This is a genomic window from Streptomyces echinatus (assembly GCF_014203595.1).
Taxonomy (GTDB): domain Bacteria; phylum Actinomycetota; class Actinomycetes; order Streptomycetales; family Streptomycetaceae; genus Streptomyces; species Streptomyces echinatus.
Genome location: NZ_JACHJK010000003.1, coordinates 536,208 through 550,565, shown reverse-complemented (window position 1 = coordinate 550,565; position 14,358 = coordinate 536,208). Strand labels below are relative to the sequence as shown.

Annotated in this window: 15 protein-coding genes and 1 pseudogene; 10 read left to right on the top strand and 6 right to left on the bottom strand. The window is 69.7% G+C overall.

What is annotated here, in order from left to right; genetic code table 11:
• Positions 1-813 precede the first annotated feature (813 nt).
• The gene (locus tag FHS34_RS11145) at positions 814-1,467 is read left to right on the top strand and encodes a hypothetical protein (RefSeq protein ID WP_184963749.1); all 654 of its coding nucleotides are present in this window, start codon (positions 814-816) and stop codon (positions 1,465-1,467) included.
• A 782-nt stretch (positions 1,468-2,249) separates the two neighbouring features.
• On the opposite strand, the gene FHS34_RS11135 is transcribed toward FHS34_RS11145, so the two are convergent.
• Positions 2,250-2,933: a hemerythrin domain-containing protein gene (locus FHS34_RS11135; RefSeq protein WP_184963745.1), complete on the bottom strand. Its 684-nt coding sequence runs from the start codon at positions 2,931-2,933 to the stop codon at positions 2,250-2,252.
• 83 nt (positions 2,934-3,016) lie between these two features.
• Between FHS34_RS11135 and FHS34_RS11130 the strand changes: the two genes are divergently transcribed.
• Both FHS34_RS11130 and FHS34_RS11125 read left to right on the top strand, forming a co-directional pair.
• Entirely contained in the window at positions 3,017-3,463 is a 447-nt protein-coding gene (locus FHS34_RS11130) for a MarR family winged helix-turn-helix transcriptional regulator (RefSeq protein WP_184963743.1), read from the top strand.
• Between the two features lie 30 nt (positions 3,464-3,493).
• Complete coding sequence (locus FHS34_RS11125) at positions 3,494-4,123, top strand: TetR/AcrR family transcriptional regulator (RefSeq protein ID WP_184963741.1); 630 nt, start codon at positions 3,494-3,496, stop codon at positions 4,121-4,123.
• A 74-nt stretch (positions 4,124-4,197) separates the two neighbouring features.
• Here the strand turns inward: FHS34_RS11125 and FHS34_RS11120 are convergent, their stop codons facing one another.
• Positions 4,198-5,778 (bottom strand): hypothetical protein, encoded by a 1,581-nt coding sequence (locus FHS34_RS11120; protein WP_184963739.1) that lies wholly within the window; start codon positions 5,776-5,778, stop codon positions 4,198-4,200.
• Between the two features lie 224 nt (positions 5,779-6,002).
• Here FHS34_RS11120 and FHS34_RS11115 point away from each other — a divergent pair, with 224 nt between their 5' ends.
• Positions 6,003-6,578, top strand: coding sequence for an AMIN-like domain-containing (lipo)protein (locus tag FHS34_RS11115; RefSeq protein WP_184963737.1), 576 nt, complete (start codon positions 6,003-6,005; stop codon positions 6,576-6,578).
• A 295-nt stretch (positions 6,579-6,873) separates the two neighbouring features.
• Positions 6,874-7,002 (top strand): annotated as a pseudogene (locus FHS34_RS42485) (endonuclease/exonuclease/phosphatase family protein); the annotation flags it as partial.
• A 3-nt stretch (positions 7,003-7,005) separates the two neighbouring features.
• Here the strand turns inward: FHS34_RS42485 and FHS34_RS11110 are convergent.
• Complete coding sequence (locus FHS34_RS11110; RefSeq protein WP_184963735.1) at positions 7,006-7,554, bottom strand: putative immunity protein; 549 nt, start codon at positions 7,552-7,554, stop codon at positions 7,006-7,008.
• Between the two features lie 69 nt (positions 7,555-7,623).
• Positions 7,624-9,315 carry a tetratricopeptide repeat protein gene (locus FHS34_RS11105; protein WP_184963733.1) on the bottom strand — a complete coding sequence of 564 codons (1,692 nt, stop codon included), beginning with the start codon at positions 9,313-9,315 and terminating at the stop codon, positions 7,624-7,626.
• Positions 9,316-9,571: 256 nt separating this feature from the next.
• Here FHS34_RS11105 and FHS34_RS11100 point away from each other — a divergent pair, with 256 nt between their 5' ends.
• Positions 9,572-9,940: a hypothetical protein gene (locus tag FHS34_RS11100; RefSeq protein WP_184963731.1), complete on the top strand. Its 369-nt coding sequence runs from the start codon at positions 9,572-9,574 to the stop codon at positions 9,938-9,940.
• Between the two features lie 205 nt (positions 9,941-10,145).
• Positions 10,146-11,264 carry a hypothetical protein gene (locus FHS34_RS11095; RefSeq protein WP_184963729.1) on the top strand — a complete coding sequence of 373 codons (1,119 nt, stop codon included), beginning with the start codon at positions 10,146-10,148 and terminating at the stop codon, positions 11,262-11,264.
• An 83-nt stretch (positions 11,265-11,347) separates the two neighbouring features.
• Here the strand turns inward: FHS34_RS11095 and FHS34_RS11090 are convergent, their stop codons facing one another.
• Positions 11,348-11,632, bottom strand: coding sequence for a hypothetical protein (locus FHS34_RS11090; RefSeq protein WP_184963727.1), 285 nt, complete (start codon positions 11,630-11,632; stop codon positions 11,348-11,350).
• Between the two features lie 279 nt (positions 11,633-11,911).
• Between FHS34_RS11090 and FHS34_RS11085 the strand changes: the two genes are divergently transcribed.
• The 3 genes from FHS34_RS11085 to FHS34_RS11075 all read left to right on the top strand — a co-directional run bounded on the left by FHS34_RS11085 (position 11,912) and on the right by FHS34_RS11075 (position 13,602).
• A complete protein-coding gene (locus FHS34_RS11085) occupies positions 11,912-12,280 on the top strand; it encodes a nuclear transport factor 2 family protein (RefSeq protein WP_184963725.1) in 369 nt (122 codons plus the stop codon).
• Between the two features lie 165 nt (positions 12,281-12,445).
• Positions 12,446-13,102, top strand: a complete 657-nt coding sequence (locus FHS34_RS11080; RefSeq protein WP_184963723.1) for an HD domain-containing protein — start codon at positions 12,446-12,448, stop codon at positions 13,100-13,102.
• A 98-nt stretch (positions 13,103-13,200) separates the two neighbouring features.
• A complete protein-coding gene (locus tag FHS34_RS11075) occupies positions 13,201-13,602 on the top strand; it encodes a YunG family protein (protein WP_184963721.1) in 402 nt (133 codons plus the stop codon).
• Positions 13,603-13,714: 112 nt separating this feature from the next.
• Here the strand turns inward: FHS34_RS11075 and FHS34_RS11070 are convergent, their stop codons facing one another.
• Positions 13,715-14,311: a class I SAM-dependent methyltransferase gene (locus FHS34_RS11070; RefSeq protein WP_184963719.1), complete on the bottom strand. Its 597-nt coding sequence runs from the start codon at positions 14,309-14,311 to the stop codon at positions 13,715-13,717.
• Positions 14,312-14,358 lie beyond the last annotated feature (47 nt).

Below are 14,358 nucleotides of genomic sequence, written 5' to 3'. Positions count from 1 at the left end.
TAGGGCGGGAGCCCCCGCCCGGCATTCCCATCCGGCAGAGCCCGCCGGGCACGGCCGGCCGGCACAGCGGGCAAGTCAAACGCCGCCAATCTACTGGTCCACCCCATCGTGGCTCTCGTTGCCGTTGGCGGAGTGGCCTCCGTTCCTGCCGAAAACAACCTGCGGCTTCGTTGACGGCAAAGACCCGCAGCTGTCGAGGGATGGGCCAGGGAGCCGCATGCTGGCGACCAGCCCGCAGGTGACTCCCTGAGTCTTGCCAATCATCCGGCGCTCGCTCAGTTCCGTGTCTTCCCGGAGAGCGGCGGTGGACGCCGCCAGCCAGGGATGTTCGGAACTGGCTGCAACATGAATGGCAATCCAGCGCAGGTTGCAAGAAGCGTGACCAGATGGTTCCAACAACAGTGTCCCGCTGGGTCAGAACTGCCAGGTCACCACGCGGTGCGGGTTCCAACTATCGTGTCCCGGCTCACGCAGGTAGAGCGGCCGGACCACGCACCGGCGGGGCATCGACCTGTACGACGGTGCCAACAATCCCCAGTAATTCGGCAGCGTAGATCTACGGACTCAGCACCATTGAGGCGGAGAAGAACGCCCTGGGTGAGACGCTCGGCACCTGCGCGGCGGGGGACGTGCCCGGTCTCATCCTCCGGCAGGGTGGGCCGTGTACGGAGTGTCTACATCAGCCCTGTGGCTGCTCCTGTCGTAAAGTCACATCCGGACCCATATACGGAAGCTGGTGGGACTACGAGCAGCGACGAGGACGCGGGAACGGAGGCACGCGACACGGATCCGCGGTCGGCCGCCGTCTCGTTCGTGACCACCGAGCATTTCACCCTCCAGGGAGCAAGGACCGAGGCAAGCTCCGAATCAACCGGCCGGGCAACGATCTTCATCGGTGCGGTGTCGGCCGGAATGGTCGCCCTCGGGCTGGTCGTCTCAGCGACCAAAATCAGCACCGCGTTCTACGCCTTCGGCCTGATCTTGCTCTCGACGCTTGCCTTTGTCGGCTTCGTTACCTTCGACCGGGTTCTCCAATCCGGGATCGAAGATCTTCAGTACGCGCAACGGATCGCGCGGCTCCGTGCTTACTACTTTGATTTCGCGCCCGAGTTGACCCGTTACCTGGCCAGCGTCCGGCCCTCGCGGCGGCTGGCCATGCATGGTTTGCACGGCGGATACACCCAGGTCTTCCGGACGGTCGCCGGAATGATCGGCGTGGTCACTGCGGTCCTGACCGGTTCTGCGGCTGGCCTGCTGGGCACCATCGTCGCTGGTCACTCGGCGGTCGCTGGGTTCGCCACAGGCGTGGTGGTAGGCGTCGCCGCCCTGGTGGCACTTATGTGGTTTCAGTATGTGACCTGGGGGCAAGCCAGGCGTGAGCAGCTCTTCGAGGACGAGCAAGACGACCCGGAGGCGGACGCGAGCGGGACCACCAACCCGCGCGGCCCGGACGAACCTCAGCACTAGGCCTTGTCCGGTTGATCACGTGCGGAGCCAGATGGCGAGTGCTGCCGCGGTGATGGTGCCGAGGTAAACGTAGCCGCGTTTGTCGTAGCGGGTGGCCACCGCTCTGGAGTGCTTGAGCTTGTTGAAGGCCCGTTCGACGGTGTTGCGCTGCTTGTACCGCTCCTCGTCGAAGCCCGGTGGTCGCCCGCCGCGCGAGCCCTTGCGCAGGCGAGCGGCCCGGCTGTCGGTCTTCTCCGGGATCGTGTGCCGAATACCGCGTCTGCGCAGGTAGTCGCGGCAGAGACCGTTGCTGTAGGCCTTGTCGGCAGCCAGACTCCCAGGTGTCTTGCGGGGCCGGCCCGGACCGGACCGCGGACGCGGATCTTCTCTACCACGAATATGAACTGCGTGCAGTCCGCCCGCTGGCCCGGTGTGAGGATCAGCGGCAGCGGGCGGCAGTGACCGTCCGCACTGAGGTGGATCTTGCTGCAGAAGACGATCGGCTACCGTCTGCCGGCCACCGTGAACGCCACCACGATCGCCTCCGACATCAAGGGATCGTTCGGACCCGACGCATGGCACGGTGTCACGTGAACGATACGGGGGCCGGCATCGAGGAGATCCACCTCAGGCTGGACGCGTCGCCCCCTTGCATGCGATGCGAAGGACCGACTCTCCTGGGCCCGGTTCGCTCACTCCTGGACGAACGGCAACGGGCAAGTGGTTCCTCGCCGACGAACACGGCCAGTGGCGACGCGGCGAACTCTGAGGCTGTGATGAGCGGCTCGCAGACCGACGAAATCCTAGGCCAGGAAGGCCCACGCCTCCGGTACGCCCAGGTCCTCGTACAGGCGGTGGCGCTGGTCGGGGTCGAGGGTGCTGGAGACGGTGGCGAGGGTGCCGTCCGCCCGGCCGGGTACGGCGTCGACGACGCCGCGCACGATCGCGGCGCGGGACGCGGGCGGCAGGGCGGGCAGCATCCTGTGGAGGTCGGTGAGGGCCTCCTCCTGGGTGCGGGAGGCACGGAAGGCGGTGAACACGGCGGCCAGTTCCTGCTCGCTCGCGTACTGCCACAGTGCCGGCATCGCGACCGTCTCCTCCAGGTGGAGGTGCGCCAGATACGCGCTGATCACTTCGTTCAGTGCCAGGTAGAGCGCGTGCTGGGCCTCCGGCAGGGCCTCGGCAGAGGTGGCGGGCAACGCACGCGCGCGTTCGTCGAGCGCCGCGAAGGCCGCGTCCAGGCGTATGTGCTCGGCATCCAGTGCGTCGGCCGCCTCCGGTGCCCGCTCCCGGAGGAGCTGGTGGATGAAGGTGTCCTCGTGGTCGGCGTGCTCGCGCAGTTCCCGCGTCATGGCCAGGCAGCGATCCGCCTGCTCGGTGGCGGCGCCGCTCCGGGTGATGTCCGAGGCGCCGAGCTCGGTGGCGAGCGAGAACAGTCGCGCGCGCTGTCCCATGTGAACATTCCGGTAGAGGTCGATCTTGGGCATGGCCTGTCCTTGAGGTGACTGGTCGAGTAGGATGACAACATGTTGTCGCTCTAGCAATGTGTTGTCAAGGGGAGAGGTGTGCGATGTCCGACGAGGCGGCCCTGCTGATCGCCGATGTGTTCGAGGTCGCTGGGGCCCTGCGCCGCCTGGGCGAGGAGACGGCCGGCGCGGAGGGGCTCACCCAGGCCCGCTGGCAGGTGCTCAGCGCCGTGTCCGAGGAGCCTCTCACCGTCCCTCAGGCCGCGCGCCGCCTCGGCGTCAGCCGGCAGAACATCCAGCGGGTCGCCAACGACCTCGTGGCTCTCCAGCTCGCCGCCCTCGCGCCCAACCCCGATCACCGCGGCTCACCCCTGCTGACGATGACGTCTCGCGGGCAGGAGTCGCTCGCCCGCGTCACGGCCCGGGCGGAGGACATCCATCGCACCCTCTTCGCGGCCATCTCCGACGAGGAGATCCGCGCCACCAGGGCATCACTGCGCCGGCTGCTGACCGAACTCGACCGGCACGAAGGAACGACAGGCAAGCGGTAGCCGCTACCCGTCGGCGTCGGCGTCGGCCGCGTGCCCCGTGCTCCGGTCGGGGCGGGGCGGCGATCCGGTCGACGGCGGGCGGCTGCCGGACGGGCCGGTGCGGGAACGCGCGCGACGGCGGGGAGCACGCGCGCCATCGCGGCCGAACTCGGCGTCGCGCAGGCCACGGTCCACTACACCTTCGGCACGAAGGAGGACCTGTACCGAGAGGTCATGGAGCACCTGACCGCGGAACTGATCGCGCAGGTGGAGCGAGCGGCGCCGAAGGACGCCGGTTTCGAGGAGACGATCGCGGCGCTGGCGGGCGCTCTGTGGCGTGCCGTGCGTGAGCCGGCCAGCGGTCGGCAGCTCCTGATCGAGCTGACCATGCTCGCTCTGCGCACGCCGAGCCTGGAGGCGGCTCGCCAGGGCCACTACCGCGGAGTGATCGAGGTGACGGCCCGGCTGGTGACGGAGGCGGCGGAGCGGACCGGGTATCGGCTCGTCCAGCCGGCGGAGACGGTCGCCCGCTTCTTCGTCGCCAGTTTCGACGGGCTGATGCTGCAGGTGCTGTGTGTGCCGGACGAGGCCGCCGAACGTGTCGGTCTGAACGCGCTGGTCTCGGCGACCGTGGCGCTGGCCGGGGGACGGCTGGAGCTCATGGACGTACGGCTGGACTGACGGCGCCCACCGCCGCGGTACCCCGGACAGCGGCACTGCTCCGGGGGTCGTGCGGGGCGCACGCGTATGCCGGGTCAGTCGCCGTCCCGGACCGCGGCCAGGCCGTTGAACACGCCGATGTAGGCGGTGCCGTCCGGTCCCAGGGTGATCGGTGCCCAGTTGTTGTCGTACCCGATGCCGGTGCCCAGGAGCTGCTTCCACCGGGTCCGCCCCGTGCGGAAGTCCACGGCGGTCAGGTACCAGGCGTCGATGCCCAGGGAGTTGGGGTCCTTCGTGTACAGGTAGATCAGCCCGTTGCCCGTGGACAGCTTGGGTACGACGGACGGCGACCGTTCGTCGCTCACCCACACGGTGTCGCAGCCGCTGCCGTCCCGGCGGACGTCGATCCGCGTGACCCCGCCGACGACGCTCCGCCCGAAGGTGAGCGAAGTGATGTTCTCGTAGCCGTAGTTGTTCTCGACCACGAGGGTGTCGCCCCAGCTGATCAGCGAGTTGTCCGTCGTGGACGCGCCCGCCCCGAAGACGGGGATCTCGCACACGAGACGCCGGCCGGCCGGGACGTCCGCGTCGCGCCGGTAGACGAGCACGTGCATGCGGTCGTCGGCGTTGTCGGTGATCGCGACGTACCGGCCGCCCTCACCGAAGATGTCCGGGGTCGTGCCCGAACCCTGGTTGACCGACCCGGGCTTGGTGCCGCTGCCCCGGTCGTACTCCTGCCGCCACACCGCGAGGGGGGTGCCGTCCGCCGTCGCCGTGAATTCGTACAGCGCGTGGTCGGAGACGATCGACACGCCGTCCGCGGCGACGGAGAACGAGTTCTGGATCTCCTCACCGGGAAGCCGCACGGAGCGGACGGTCCCGGTGGCGGGATCGACGGTGCCGACACGGCCCTGCCGGGTGACCCACCAGATCCGGCCCTGCCAGTCCGGCACGACGGAGGTCACGGGATCACACGTCCCGCTGGGATGGAGATTGGTCCAGGTCACGCAGTCGTGGGGAACGTGCGCGGTCAGATCCCAGTCGTCGGCGACGGTGAACTCCCAGCTGCCGTCCGGCCGCTGCGCATGGGCGAGGCGGAGGATGTGCTGCCGGGAGTCCGCGAGCACCAGACGGTCCTCGTCGTCGAGGTACGAGTACGCCCCGCCGGAGGTGTCCTTGAAGATGCGCGAGAAGTCCAGCCGGGTGATCGCCTCCACGGTGGACGGACGTTGCGGCAGCTTGTACTCGGCCAGGGTGGTGAGGCTCTGCGGATCGAGCAGCTTGACCAGGAACCCGGTGAACGTGCCGCACACGGTGACGATCCGCCCGGCCCGGTCGAAGGTCACGTTGGCGCATTCCCCGCCCAGCGGTGCCATCCGCTCGCTGCCGACCTGGGGGTGATCACCGAGCGGACCGGACCAGGGGTAGGTGGCGCTGCCCCAGCCGTCGGCGTGCATGCCGGAGCGGCCGTTCGGCGCGAGGTACGGGTGCTGCGGAGGCTGTGCGCCCGGCAGCGGCCGTGCGCTGGCCGGGGCGCCGGAGTAGGCGTCGACCAGCCGGTGGCCGGGTGCCTTGGGGATCGGGTCGGCCAGCGCGGGGGAAGGCCCGGCAATGGCCGTACCGGCGGCCAGGGCCAGGACGAAGGCCAGGGCCCGGCTGAGTGTCCTGCGGGACATGCGGCTCCTCGGGATGCGTACATCGGTCGTCGCGCCGCCGCGACCCTAGGAGCGCCCAGCCGAAGAGTCCATGGAAACCTGAGGATTGTTCATGATTCCGCAACGACAGGGCGGGGCGGCTACGGGCGCACCGATGCGAAGCCGGCCGGTACCGGCGTGCAACCATCCGCGCAACCCGCGTGTCTCATCCCATAGCAGCATGACGCTCTATGAAGGGGGACATCATGCGACGAATAGGGGCGACCATGGCGGCGCTCGTCCTGACGGGCGCCGGGTCGGTCATGGCGGCGACCGCCGCGGACGCCGCAACGCCGGCCGCGGCCCGGGTCACGGCCTGTCCGACCGGCTGGGGCAGTGGGGCCAAGGGCGGCGCCACGACGGGAGCCGTTCCGCTCGAGAACGTCAGGACCGGTCGGCACGACTGCTTCGACCGCATGGTCTTCGACGTTCCCGGCGGCGGATCCGTCGGTTACTACGTCAGGTACGTCGCCCGGCTCACCCAGACCGCCACCGGCCGTTACATCCCGGTGGGCGGCGGAGCCGTACTCGACGTGCGAGTCGGCGCGCCCGCCTACGACCCGGAGACCGGCACACCCACGTACCCCGGACGGGTGGGCCGCACGCTTCCGGGCGTGAACGTCAGCGGGTACCGCACCTTCAAGGACACCCGCTACGCCGGCAGTTTCGAAGGGGAGACACAGATCGGCCTCGGCGTCCGCGCCCGCCTGCCGTTCCGGGTGACCCAGCTGCCCGGCCGCCTCGTGGTCGACGTCGCGCACAACTGGACGGGCAGCCGCTGACCACCCGCGTACGTGAGGGCGTCGGCACCCGCCGGTGCCGTCGGCCCAGGGCGCGGACCGACCAAGCGCACCCTGAGGTCCGCGCCCGCGCCGAGCACGCACGTGCACCACTGAAGCCACGCACGTGCACCACTGAAGACCTGCGGCCTCCCGCGCGGCCGCCGCCCCCGGAGGTGACGGCGGCCACCGCGCCATGTGCCGCGCCGCCCGCTCGCACGGCCCTGCCCTCGATGGATGGCCAACGCCCGGCACGGTCGGGGATGATCCCGCGAGGCGGAACGAAGGGGCGACAGTGATGCGCGTGCTGACGTGGAACCTGTGGTAGCGCTTCGGCCCCCGGGGTGAACGGCGCAAGGCCGTCCTGGCGGTGCTTGAGGATCTCCGTCCGGATGGCGTCGGCCTGCAGGAGGTGTGGGCCCACGGCAGGTCACTCGGTGCGGGGGAGTGAACGAAGGTCGGCGTCCAGCAGGCGGATCAGCTCTCCGACCCGTCCGCCGCCACCCGGCGCGGTCGGGAAACGTCTGAGCACGTCGACCACGGCCGGTGTGGCACGACCCAGCGTCCGCCTGAGGTGTGCGGCACCCACGCTCCGATCGTCGTCGGCGACGAGTTCGGCCGCTCTGGCCGCGTAGGCGCCGGCTCCGAGGATGTGCTTGACCTGGGTGGCCTGGGCCAGCGGATGCAGGTAGGCGGCGCCTGCCGCGGACATCGCTGCCCACGCCGCCTCGCGCGCAGCCGCAGTGTCCGCGCTCCTGGCTGCCTTGAGGGCCGCCGACGCCGTATCCCGCAGGGATTTCCCGCGCTCACCACCCTGAGCGAACTCCCGCGCCGCACCGATGGCTTCGCGGGGCCGGGAATCGTCCGGCTGATCGGCCTCGAAGATCTCCAGCACCACCTCCGCGCATGCCGCGGCGAATGCGGTGACCTCACGGAGGTCCTGCTTGCTCAGCACGACCTCGCTCGCTTCTCCTGCCATGGTTCGGTTCCACCTTCGATGATTGTGCTCGGCAGCAAGGGCGACAGGGCGACTCCGGGCCCCGGACCCTCAGTCGTCCTCGGTACAGCAGCCGTGGGAATCGGCGCGGCCGGCGCTGTCCAGACGGCAGAAACACGACGCTTCGACGGGTACGTCCGCCATCGCGACGGCGATCTTCAGCTGCTGCGCCACGATGTGGGCCTCTTCCTCCTTGCCGAGCCGTACGAGGCACTCGTGGAAGCCGTGCAGGGCCCACACGTTGCCCGGGTGCTGCTGGGGGCGTGGCAGTGTGTCGTCGAGGCCGAGGTCGGCCCGGTAGACGGCCTCGGCCTCCGCCACCAGGCCCTGTTCCAGGAGCAGCGCGCCGTACGCGTGCCGGGTGGGCTGCATCCACCCCCACGGCTCGTCGTACGGAAGGCCGTCGTCCAGCTCGATCGACCGGCGCAGTGCCGCGAACGCCGCGTCGTACTCGCCCTTGCGGTAGTCCAGCTCTCCGTCCAGCATCCGCGCCGCGATCGCCAGGATGTCCGCGCAGGTGTTGTTGAACAGCGTCCGCGTCACCGGCACCCGGCCGACCGCCTCGCGGAAGAGTTCTCGTTCCCTCTCCGCCTCGTCGATCCGCCCGGTGGCCGAGAGGGCGACGCCGCGCGCGTAGCGCAGCATGGCCGTGGTGACGCAGTACAGCTGTGCGTCGGCGGGCAGCGGCAGGTTCAGGATGTCGTGCCAGCGGCCGAAGCGGATGAGCACGTGGACCCGCATCGCGAGGAAGCCCTCCAGCCAGTCCGCCATGGGCGGGCTCTCCACGCGCAGCAGCTCCTCGGGTACGGCGGCTTCCAGCCGGTCCGCCGTTTCGATCGCGACCTGGTAGCGGCCGAGGAACATCGCACCGTAGATCTTGAAGTGGTAGTTGTGGCAGCGGTAGAGGGTGTAGAAGTTCATCGCCCCGGCCCTGGCGTGGAACTTCTCGTCGGCGGCGATCGCGTCCGTGTTGTCGGAGATCACGCGACGATAGTCACCGCAGAGCACTTCGAGGTGCGAGGGCATGTGCTGGAGGTGGCCCGCGTCCGGCACCAGACCGCGCAGCCGGTCACCGATGGGCAGGGCGGCCTCGGGAGTCGGGGACATCTCCATCAGGTGGACGTACATGTGGAGCAGGCCCGGATGCCGTGCGCCCTCCTCCGTGGCCATCGCCCGTTCCAGTACCGACTTGGCCTCGGAGGTGCGCGCGCCCGCGGCCGGCCGGCCCGTGGTGATGTCCCACAGCTGCCAGGGCGTGAGGTTCATCAGCGCGTCGGCGTACAGGGTGGCGACATCGAGGTCGTCGGCCGCCAGCCGGTGGACGGCCCGCATGCTGTCGGCGTAGGCGGCGTTCCACACGCCACAGTCCTCGGCGTCCGGGGTCCCGGCGCGCGGATAGCGGGCGGCCAGGGCACCGATGAGCGCCTGTTCGACGGGAGTGGCCCCGGCCGCCTTCGCGTGTGCCCGCCGCACGGCGGCATGCGCACGCTCCACCGCCCGTCCCAGCTCCTGTTCGTCGAAGGCCTCCCACGGCTTGTTGTAGTTGGGACCGAGCGCATAGGCCTGGCCCCAGTCGGCCATGGCACAGCCGGGATCCGCCGCGGCGGCGGCCTCGAAGCAGCGGACGGCCTCCTCGTGGTTGAAGGCGTACGTCCAGACCAGCCCGCGGTCGAACCACGTCTGCGCCTCGGGGGACGACGTCGTCACACGCCGGCCGTGGCTGCCGAGGTCGTAGTAGTGCATACAAGCTCCTCAGGGCTGACGGCCGGCCGCGCCCGGACCCTGGGGCGGCACGACGTGGCCGGTGCCCCGACGCTAGCGAAGGGCGACGCCGGTACCGTCCTGACTACGCGGGAAATCACCCGAGTGGGACCGCGCATCCCTGTCGAACGGCGAAGCGGGGAAGCCTGCACGGGATTTTCACCAGGTGTCGCCTTGCCTCCGCTTCACGACGCGCTGCTAGAGTCCGCGGCACGACGAGAAGCAGGAGGGGGATCCTGTGAGAAAGTCTCCGAGATTCAGGCACGTCGCCACGGTGATGGCCCTCGCCGCCATCGGCCTCGCCGTTCCGGGTACGGCCGAAGCCGCGAGCCGGCCCGCCAAGTCCGCCTCGTTCACCAGTGGTTGCCCCACGGGTGAGGTGGTGGCCGTCGCCTCCGTGAACGTCAGGACCGAGCCGAAGACAACCGCTCCTGTCCTGGAGAGAGTCGCGGCGCGCGACTGGCGTTACTGCTATTTCGACAGCGTCAAACTGGGCGGCCGGTACGACGCGTGCGGGCACACCAACGCCAACGGCTGGATCCACATCCTCTCGAAAGTGGACAATCGCTGGGGCTGGTCGGCCATGACCTGTTGGAACGACGTCTAGGTACTCTCGACGACAGCGCGGAACGCCGGAAGGGCCACGAACGGCGGATCTACGACTCGTGCATGGCGGCCGTGCCCAGCCCGGCCGTCGGCCCACGGCACGTGCTGAGTGTGCGCGCCCGGATTTCCGGTGCTGTGGTGGTTGGCTGGATCGAAGGGCCGGAAAGAGACGATCGGTCAGTCATGGCCACGGCGATACTCGCGTCATGGAAGCATCCGAATTGACGGCCTGGGTCATGACATTGCTGACCCAGGCATCGAACGGGGCGGCGGGTGCCATCGGCGGGGCGGCCGGAGCCGAAGCATCGCGTCTGGTGAGGGAGCGACTGGGGTCCTCCTCAGAAGGGCGCGCGGCCCTTGATCCGGAGAACGGTGACCCTGACGAAGCGGCGAGGCAGGTCACCGCCGTGCTCAACGCGGACCCGGGGTTCGCCGGCAGGTTGGAGCGGTTGCACGAGGCGGCACAGCGGCAGCCTTCGGCGGCGCCGTACGCCGGGCGGGACATATACCAGGCCTCCGTCGGCGAGCGGGCGAAGAACAACACGATCGCGTTCGGTCCGCTGACCCTTCGCAAGGACCGGGCGCCGATCACCGTGACGGCGCTCCTGCTGGTCGTGGCGCTGGTCCTCGGGTTCGCCGTCTATGGTCTCGTGCAGGCGCTGAGCGGCGACAGCCGTTCCGGGGCTCATGGCACGGCGTCCGGCGGGCAGACCGGGGCCACGGACAGCGACGGATCGGACGTCCCGTGGACGGGGAACGAAGCGGCCGGGGGAGAAGGCGGCTGGAAGGACGCACCTGTCAGAGATCTTCAGCTTGCCAAGGCCATCCTGCCCGATCTGCGCAGCATGCCGGCCGGGTGGTCCTTGGCGGAGAAGGCGGAGACTCAGACAGTGACCTCGGACAGCTGCTCGGGCGACTGCGGGGGGTTGCTCAGCGAGGGCGAGGTCACGTACGCGGTGTCCGGCACCTCCGACCAGGCGTCCATCCAGGTCGAGGCGTATGAGACCGTCGACACTGCGGCCACGGGCTACGAGCAGCGCGCCGACAACGTCGGCTCCGGTGACAGCGTCGCGTCGATGTCCTTGGAGCAACTCGGTGACAAGAGCGTCGCCTTCTCCCGCCAGGAGTACACCGGCTCGGAATACACGTACGCGATGGCGACGGTTGTCCGTGCCGGGACTGTGGTGATCCGGGTCACCTACGGCGGCGGTTACGACAAGCTCGACTCGGCCGTCCTGTCCGGTATCGCCCGCATGGTGACCGAGCGCGCGCGTCAGGCTCAGAACGGCGAGGAACCGTCCGCGACGCTCACCGAGGCACCCTAGACGTGCGGGGTGGCCGGGGAGGGGGGTGCGACCGTGCGTCAAGGGTTCTCGAGATCAACCGCTTCTCGGCGGTCGTCGGCAGATCAGGCTGCGCCGCGGGAGCGGATGCGGTCGGCCTCGGCGAGTACCCGGTCGGTGGCGTCGTTCCAGTCCGCTGCCGGGTCCTCGCCGTGGGACTCGGCCTCTGCCATCCCGTGACCCCGCCGCGCGGTGGCAAGGGTGTCCTTGGCGATGCGCTCCCACCGCGCGAAAACGGTGAGGAGTTCATGGGCCGGTGCGCGGTTGATCTGGCCGAGGAAGCGCTGGGCGAGGGCGGGATTGCCGAGGGTTTCGCAGATGCGTTCGATGGTCCACGGCTGCTCGCTCATGATCGCCTCCGGCCGCGCAGATCTCGTGTCTCCCGGATGTCACCGTAGCGCACGGCCCGGGCCGTGGTGGCGCACCTAGGAACGTTGCCAGGTGGCCAACCGGGTTTCCGCACGCGCGTTCCCCGGCCGGGATCCTCATTACCTGGCTGGTAATCGCGCCGCCGGGCGGCCCAGGGCAAGGTGAAGCCATCGGGTCCTCGGGCCGGCGCACTCCGGCCCGAAGACCTGGACCAAGTGATGTGAAACCCCACGCACTTCAACAGGAACCGGAGTACCACCATGTCGATCTACACCACCGCCGTCGCCCGCTACTTCGAGGCGTGGAACGCCACCGACCCCGACGCGCTCGCCAAGGCGGTCGCCGCGGCGTGGACCGAGGACGGCACCTACACCGACCCGCTGGCCGACGTGCGCGGTCACGAGCAGATCGCCGCGGTCGTCCAGGCCGCGCACGAGCAGTTCCCCGGCTTCGAGTTCAGGCAGACCGGGGATGCGGACGGCAACCACCACATCGCCCGCTTCAGCTGGGAGCTGGTGTCCACCGCCGACGGCTCCGCGCCGGTCGCCGGGTCGGATGTGATCACCCTGAGCGAGGACGGGCGGATCACCTCCGTCCTCGGCTTCCTCGACCGGCTCCCCGAGGCGTGAACCTTCGCCACCGGCGGAGTGCGGATACCGCGACCCCTGACGCCGTCGCGCTGCCGGGCACGCCCCGCCCAGGGCAGCGCGACGCACGGCGCACCCTGCGCCGGAGCGGGGACCGCGGTGGCCACCGAGCGGTGGCGGGCGTCCGGTGCGTGTCACGATGAACGCATGAGCGATGAACGCCGGAACCTGCTCGCGGAGAAGACACCTTTTCCCGACGACCTCGACGAAAGGCTGCGCGCCCAGCTCACCTTTCTCGTGGAGGTGGACCAGCTCAAGACGATCCTCCGCCAATCGCCTCTGGCGGCGGCGGACCGCCGTGAGAACGACGCGGAGCATTCATGGCATCTGGCGATGATGGTCGTGATCCTCGCCGAACACTCCGACGAGCCCATCGACGTGGGGCACACGATTCAGCTCGTCCTGCTGCACGATCTGGTGGAGATCTACGCCGGTGACACTCCGCTGTACGACTCCGCCGCGGGGATCGACCAGCATGAGCGGGAAGTCGCCGCGGCCGACGAGCTCTTCGGCCTGCTTCCGGCGGACCAGGGCCGGCGCATGCGGGCTCTGTGGGACGAATTCGAGGAACGCCGCACTCCGGAGGCCAGATTCGCCAAGGCGATGGACCGGCTGCAGCCGCTTCTCCTCAACTGGATGGCCCGCGGCGGCACATGGCGGACCCCGGGCGTCACCGCCGACGACGTCCGAGCCCGCAAGGCGGTGATCGGGGAGGCGTCCGCCTCGCTGTGGCGGGCCGGACGACGTCTCATCGACGAGGGGGAGACACGCGGCTGGTCGAGAGGCGGCCCATCCTCGGCGTGACGGGCGGCGCCCGGGCGCGGGGAGCGTGCGTGGCACGGATCACTGGCCTGCGGTGCTCGTGAGATCGCATTGTCAGAGGTGGCTGCGATGCTTCCGGCATGATCCCTTGGAACCTGCTCGTCCTCGACAAAGCTCTGCGCGCCAGTTGGGCTGCTGACACATGCTCGCCCGACGACCAGGCCGACTGGCAGCCCAGCAACCCGGCTTGGGGCCACTGCGACATCACGGCCTTGATCGTCAATGACATCTTCGGCGGCGTTCTCATGGTTGGCGAGGTCCACCTCAACGGGGACCAGCGCGGCTTTCATTGGTGGAATCGGCTGCCCAGGGGCGTCGAACTCGATCTGACGCACGAGCAGTTCCAGCATGGTCAGACTGTCAGTGCAGCTCGCGTGGTCCAACGCCCTACGGGGCCCCTGCCCCGTCGCGGGGAGGAGTACCTCCTTCTGCGTGAACGCGTCGTCAAGCACCTCGGTCACCTGCCGGAGCCGGCCGCCTGACCGAGCGGAGATCGTGCGTCGACTGCACGTCGCGATCACTGTGGTCCGCGGTGCGGGGAGGAGGCTCACCCGGCTTGCTCCGGCGGCGGACCCGCGGAGCTGAACGATCTCCTCATGCTGTGCGGTGCGCGGTGAACGCCCGCAGCGCATCACGCAGGACGAGGACCGCCAGGCCCTCGGTGTCGAACCGCTCCATGGTCCGCCACCCCTGGGCCAGCAGTCCGATCTCGTCCTCGTCCAGGGCGATCCCGCGCCGTTCGGCAGGTGTGGTGGCGGCCAGGGGAGTGATCACCACGATCGCGCCGCCCGGACGCAGTCGACGTGCGAGCGCGTGCAGGACCCGGTGCCGGTCACCGAGGAAGGGGTAGACCAGGCGCAGGGTGATCAGGTCGTATCCGTCGTCGCGCAGCTCGGCCGGGTCGTCGCGGGCGATGTCCAGGCACAGCCAGCGCACGTCCTTCGCATCCGCCCACTCGGCTCGGGCGCGGACGAGAGCACTGTCGGCGAAGTCGACGGCATCGACAAGGTAGCCGAGTCCGGCGAGGCAGGCGGCGAGTTCACCGGTACCGCACCCCACGTCCAGCGCCCGCCCGTCGGCCGGGGCGGGAACGTGCTCGGCCAGCAGGGCCTTCTCGTCCGGGCCGACCTTGCGGAAGCCCCGGTCCCGCGCGTAGTGCCGGTCCCACTCGTCCCGGCGGACGTAGCCCACGTGACTGCTCCTCGTCGTGTCGGTTGTGGTGGTCGCCCCTGCCGTAC

Bases quoted from the DNA above. Each gene is read 5' to 3' on its own strand.
- FHS34_RS11135 (WP_184963745.1), bottom strand. From the start codon at position 2,933: ATGCCCAAGATCGACCTCTACCGGAATGTTCACATGGGACAGCGCGCG.
- FHS34_RS11130 (WP_184963743.1), top strand. From the start codon at position 3,017: ATGTCCGACGAGGCGGCCCTGCTGATCGCCGATGTGTTCGAGGTCGCT.
- FHS34_RS11120 (WP_184963739.1), bottom strand. From the start codon at position 5,778: ATGTCCCGCAGGACACTCAGCCGGGCCCTGGCCTTCGTCCTGGCCCTG.
- FHS34_RS11115 (WP_184963737.1), top strand. From the start codon at position 6,003: ATGCGACGAATAGGGGCGACCATGGCGGCGCTCGTCCTGACGGGCGCC.
- FHS34_RS11110 (WP_184963735.1), bottom strand. From the start codon at position 7,554: ATGGCAGGAGAAGCGAGCGAGGTCGTGCTGAGCAAGCAGGACCTCCGT.
- FHS34_RS11105 (WP_184963733.1), bottom strand. From the start codon at position 9,315: ATGCACTACTACGACCTCGGCAGCCACGGCCGGCGTGTGACGACGTCG.
- FHS34_RS11095 (WP_184963729.1), top strand. From the start codon at position 10,146: ATGGAAGCATCCGAATTGACGGCCTGGGTCATGACATTGCTGACCCAG.
- FHS34_RS11090 (WP_184963727.1), bottom strand. From the start codon at position 11,632: ATGAGCGAGCAGCCGTGGACCATCGAACGCATCTGCGAAACCCTCGGC.
- FHS34_RS11085 (WP_184963725.1), top strand. From the start codon at position 11,912: ATGTCGATCTACACCACCGCCGTCGCCCGCTACTTCGAGGCGTGGAAC.
- FHS34_RS11080 (WP_184963723.1), top strand. From the start codon at position 12,446: ATGAGCGATGAACGCCGGAACCTGCTCGCGGAGAAGACACCTTTTCCC.
- FHS34_RS11075 (WP_184963721.1), top strand. From the start codon at position 13,201: ATGATCCCTTGGAACCTGCTCGTCCTCGACAAAGCTCTGCGCGCCAGT.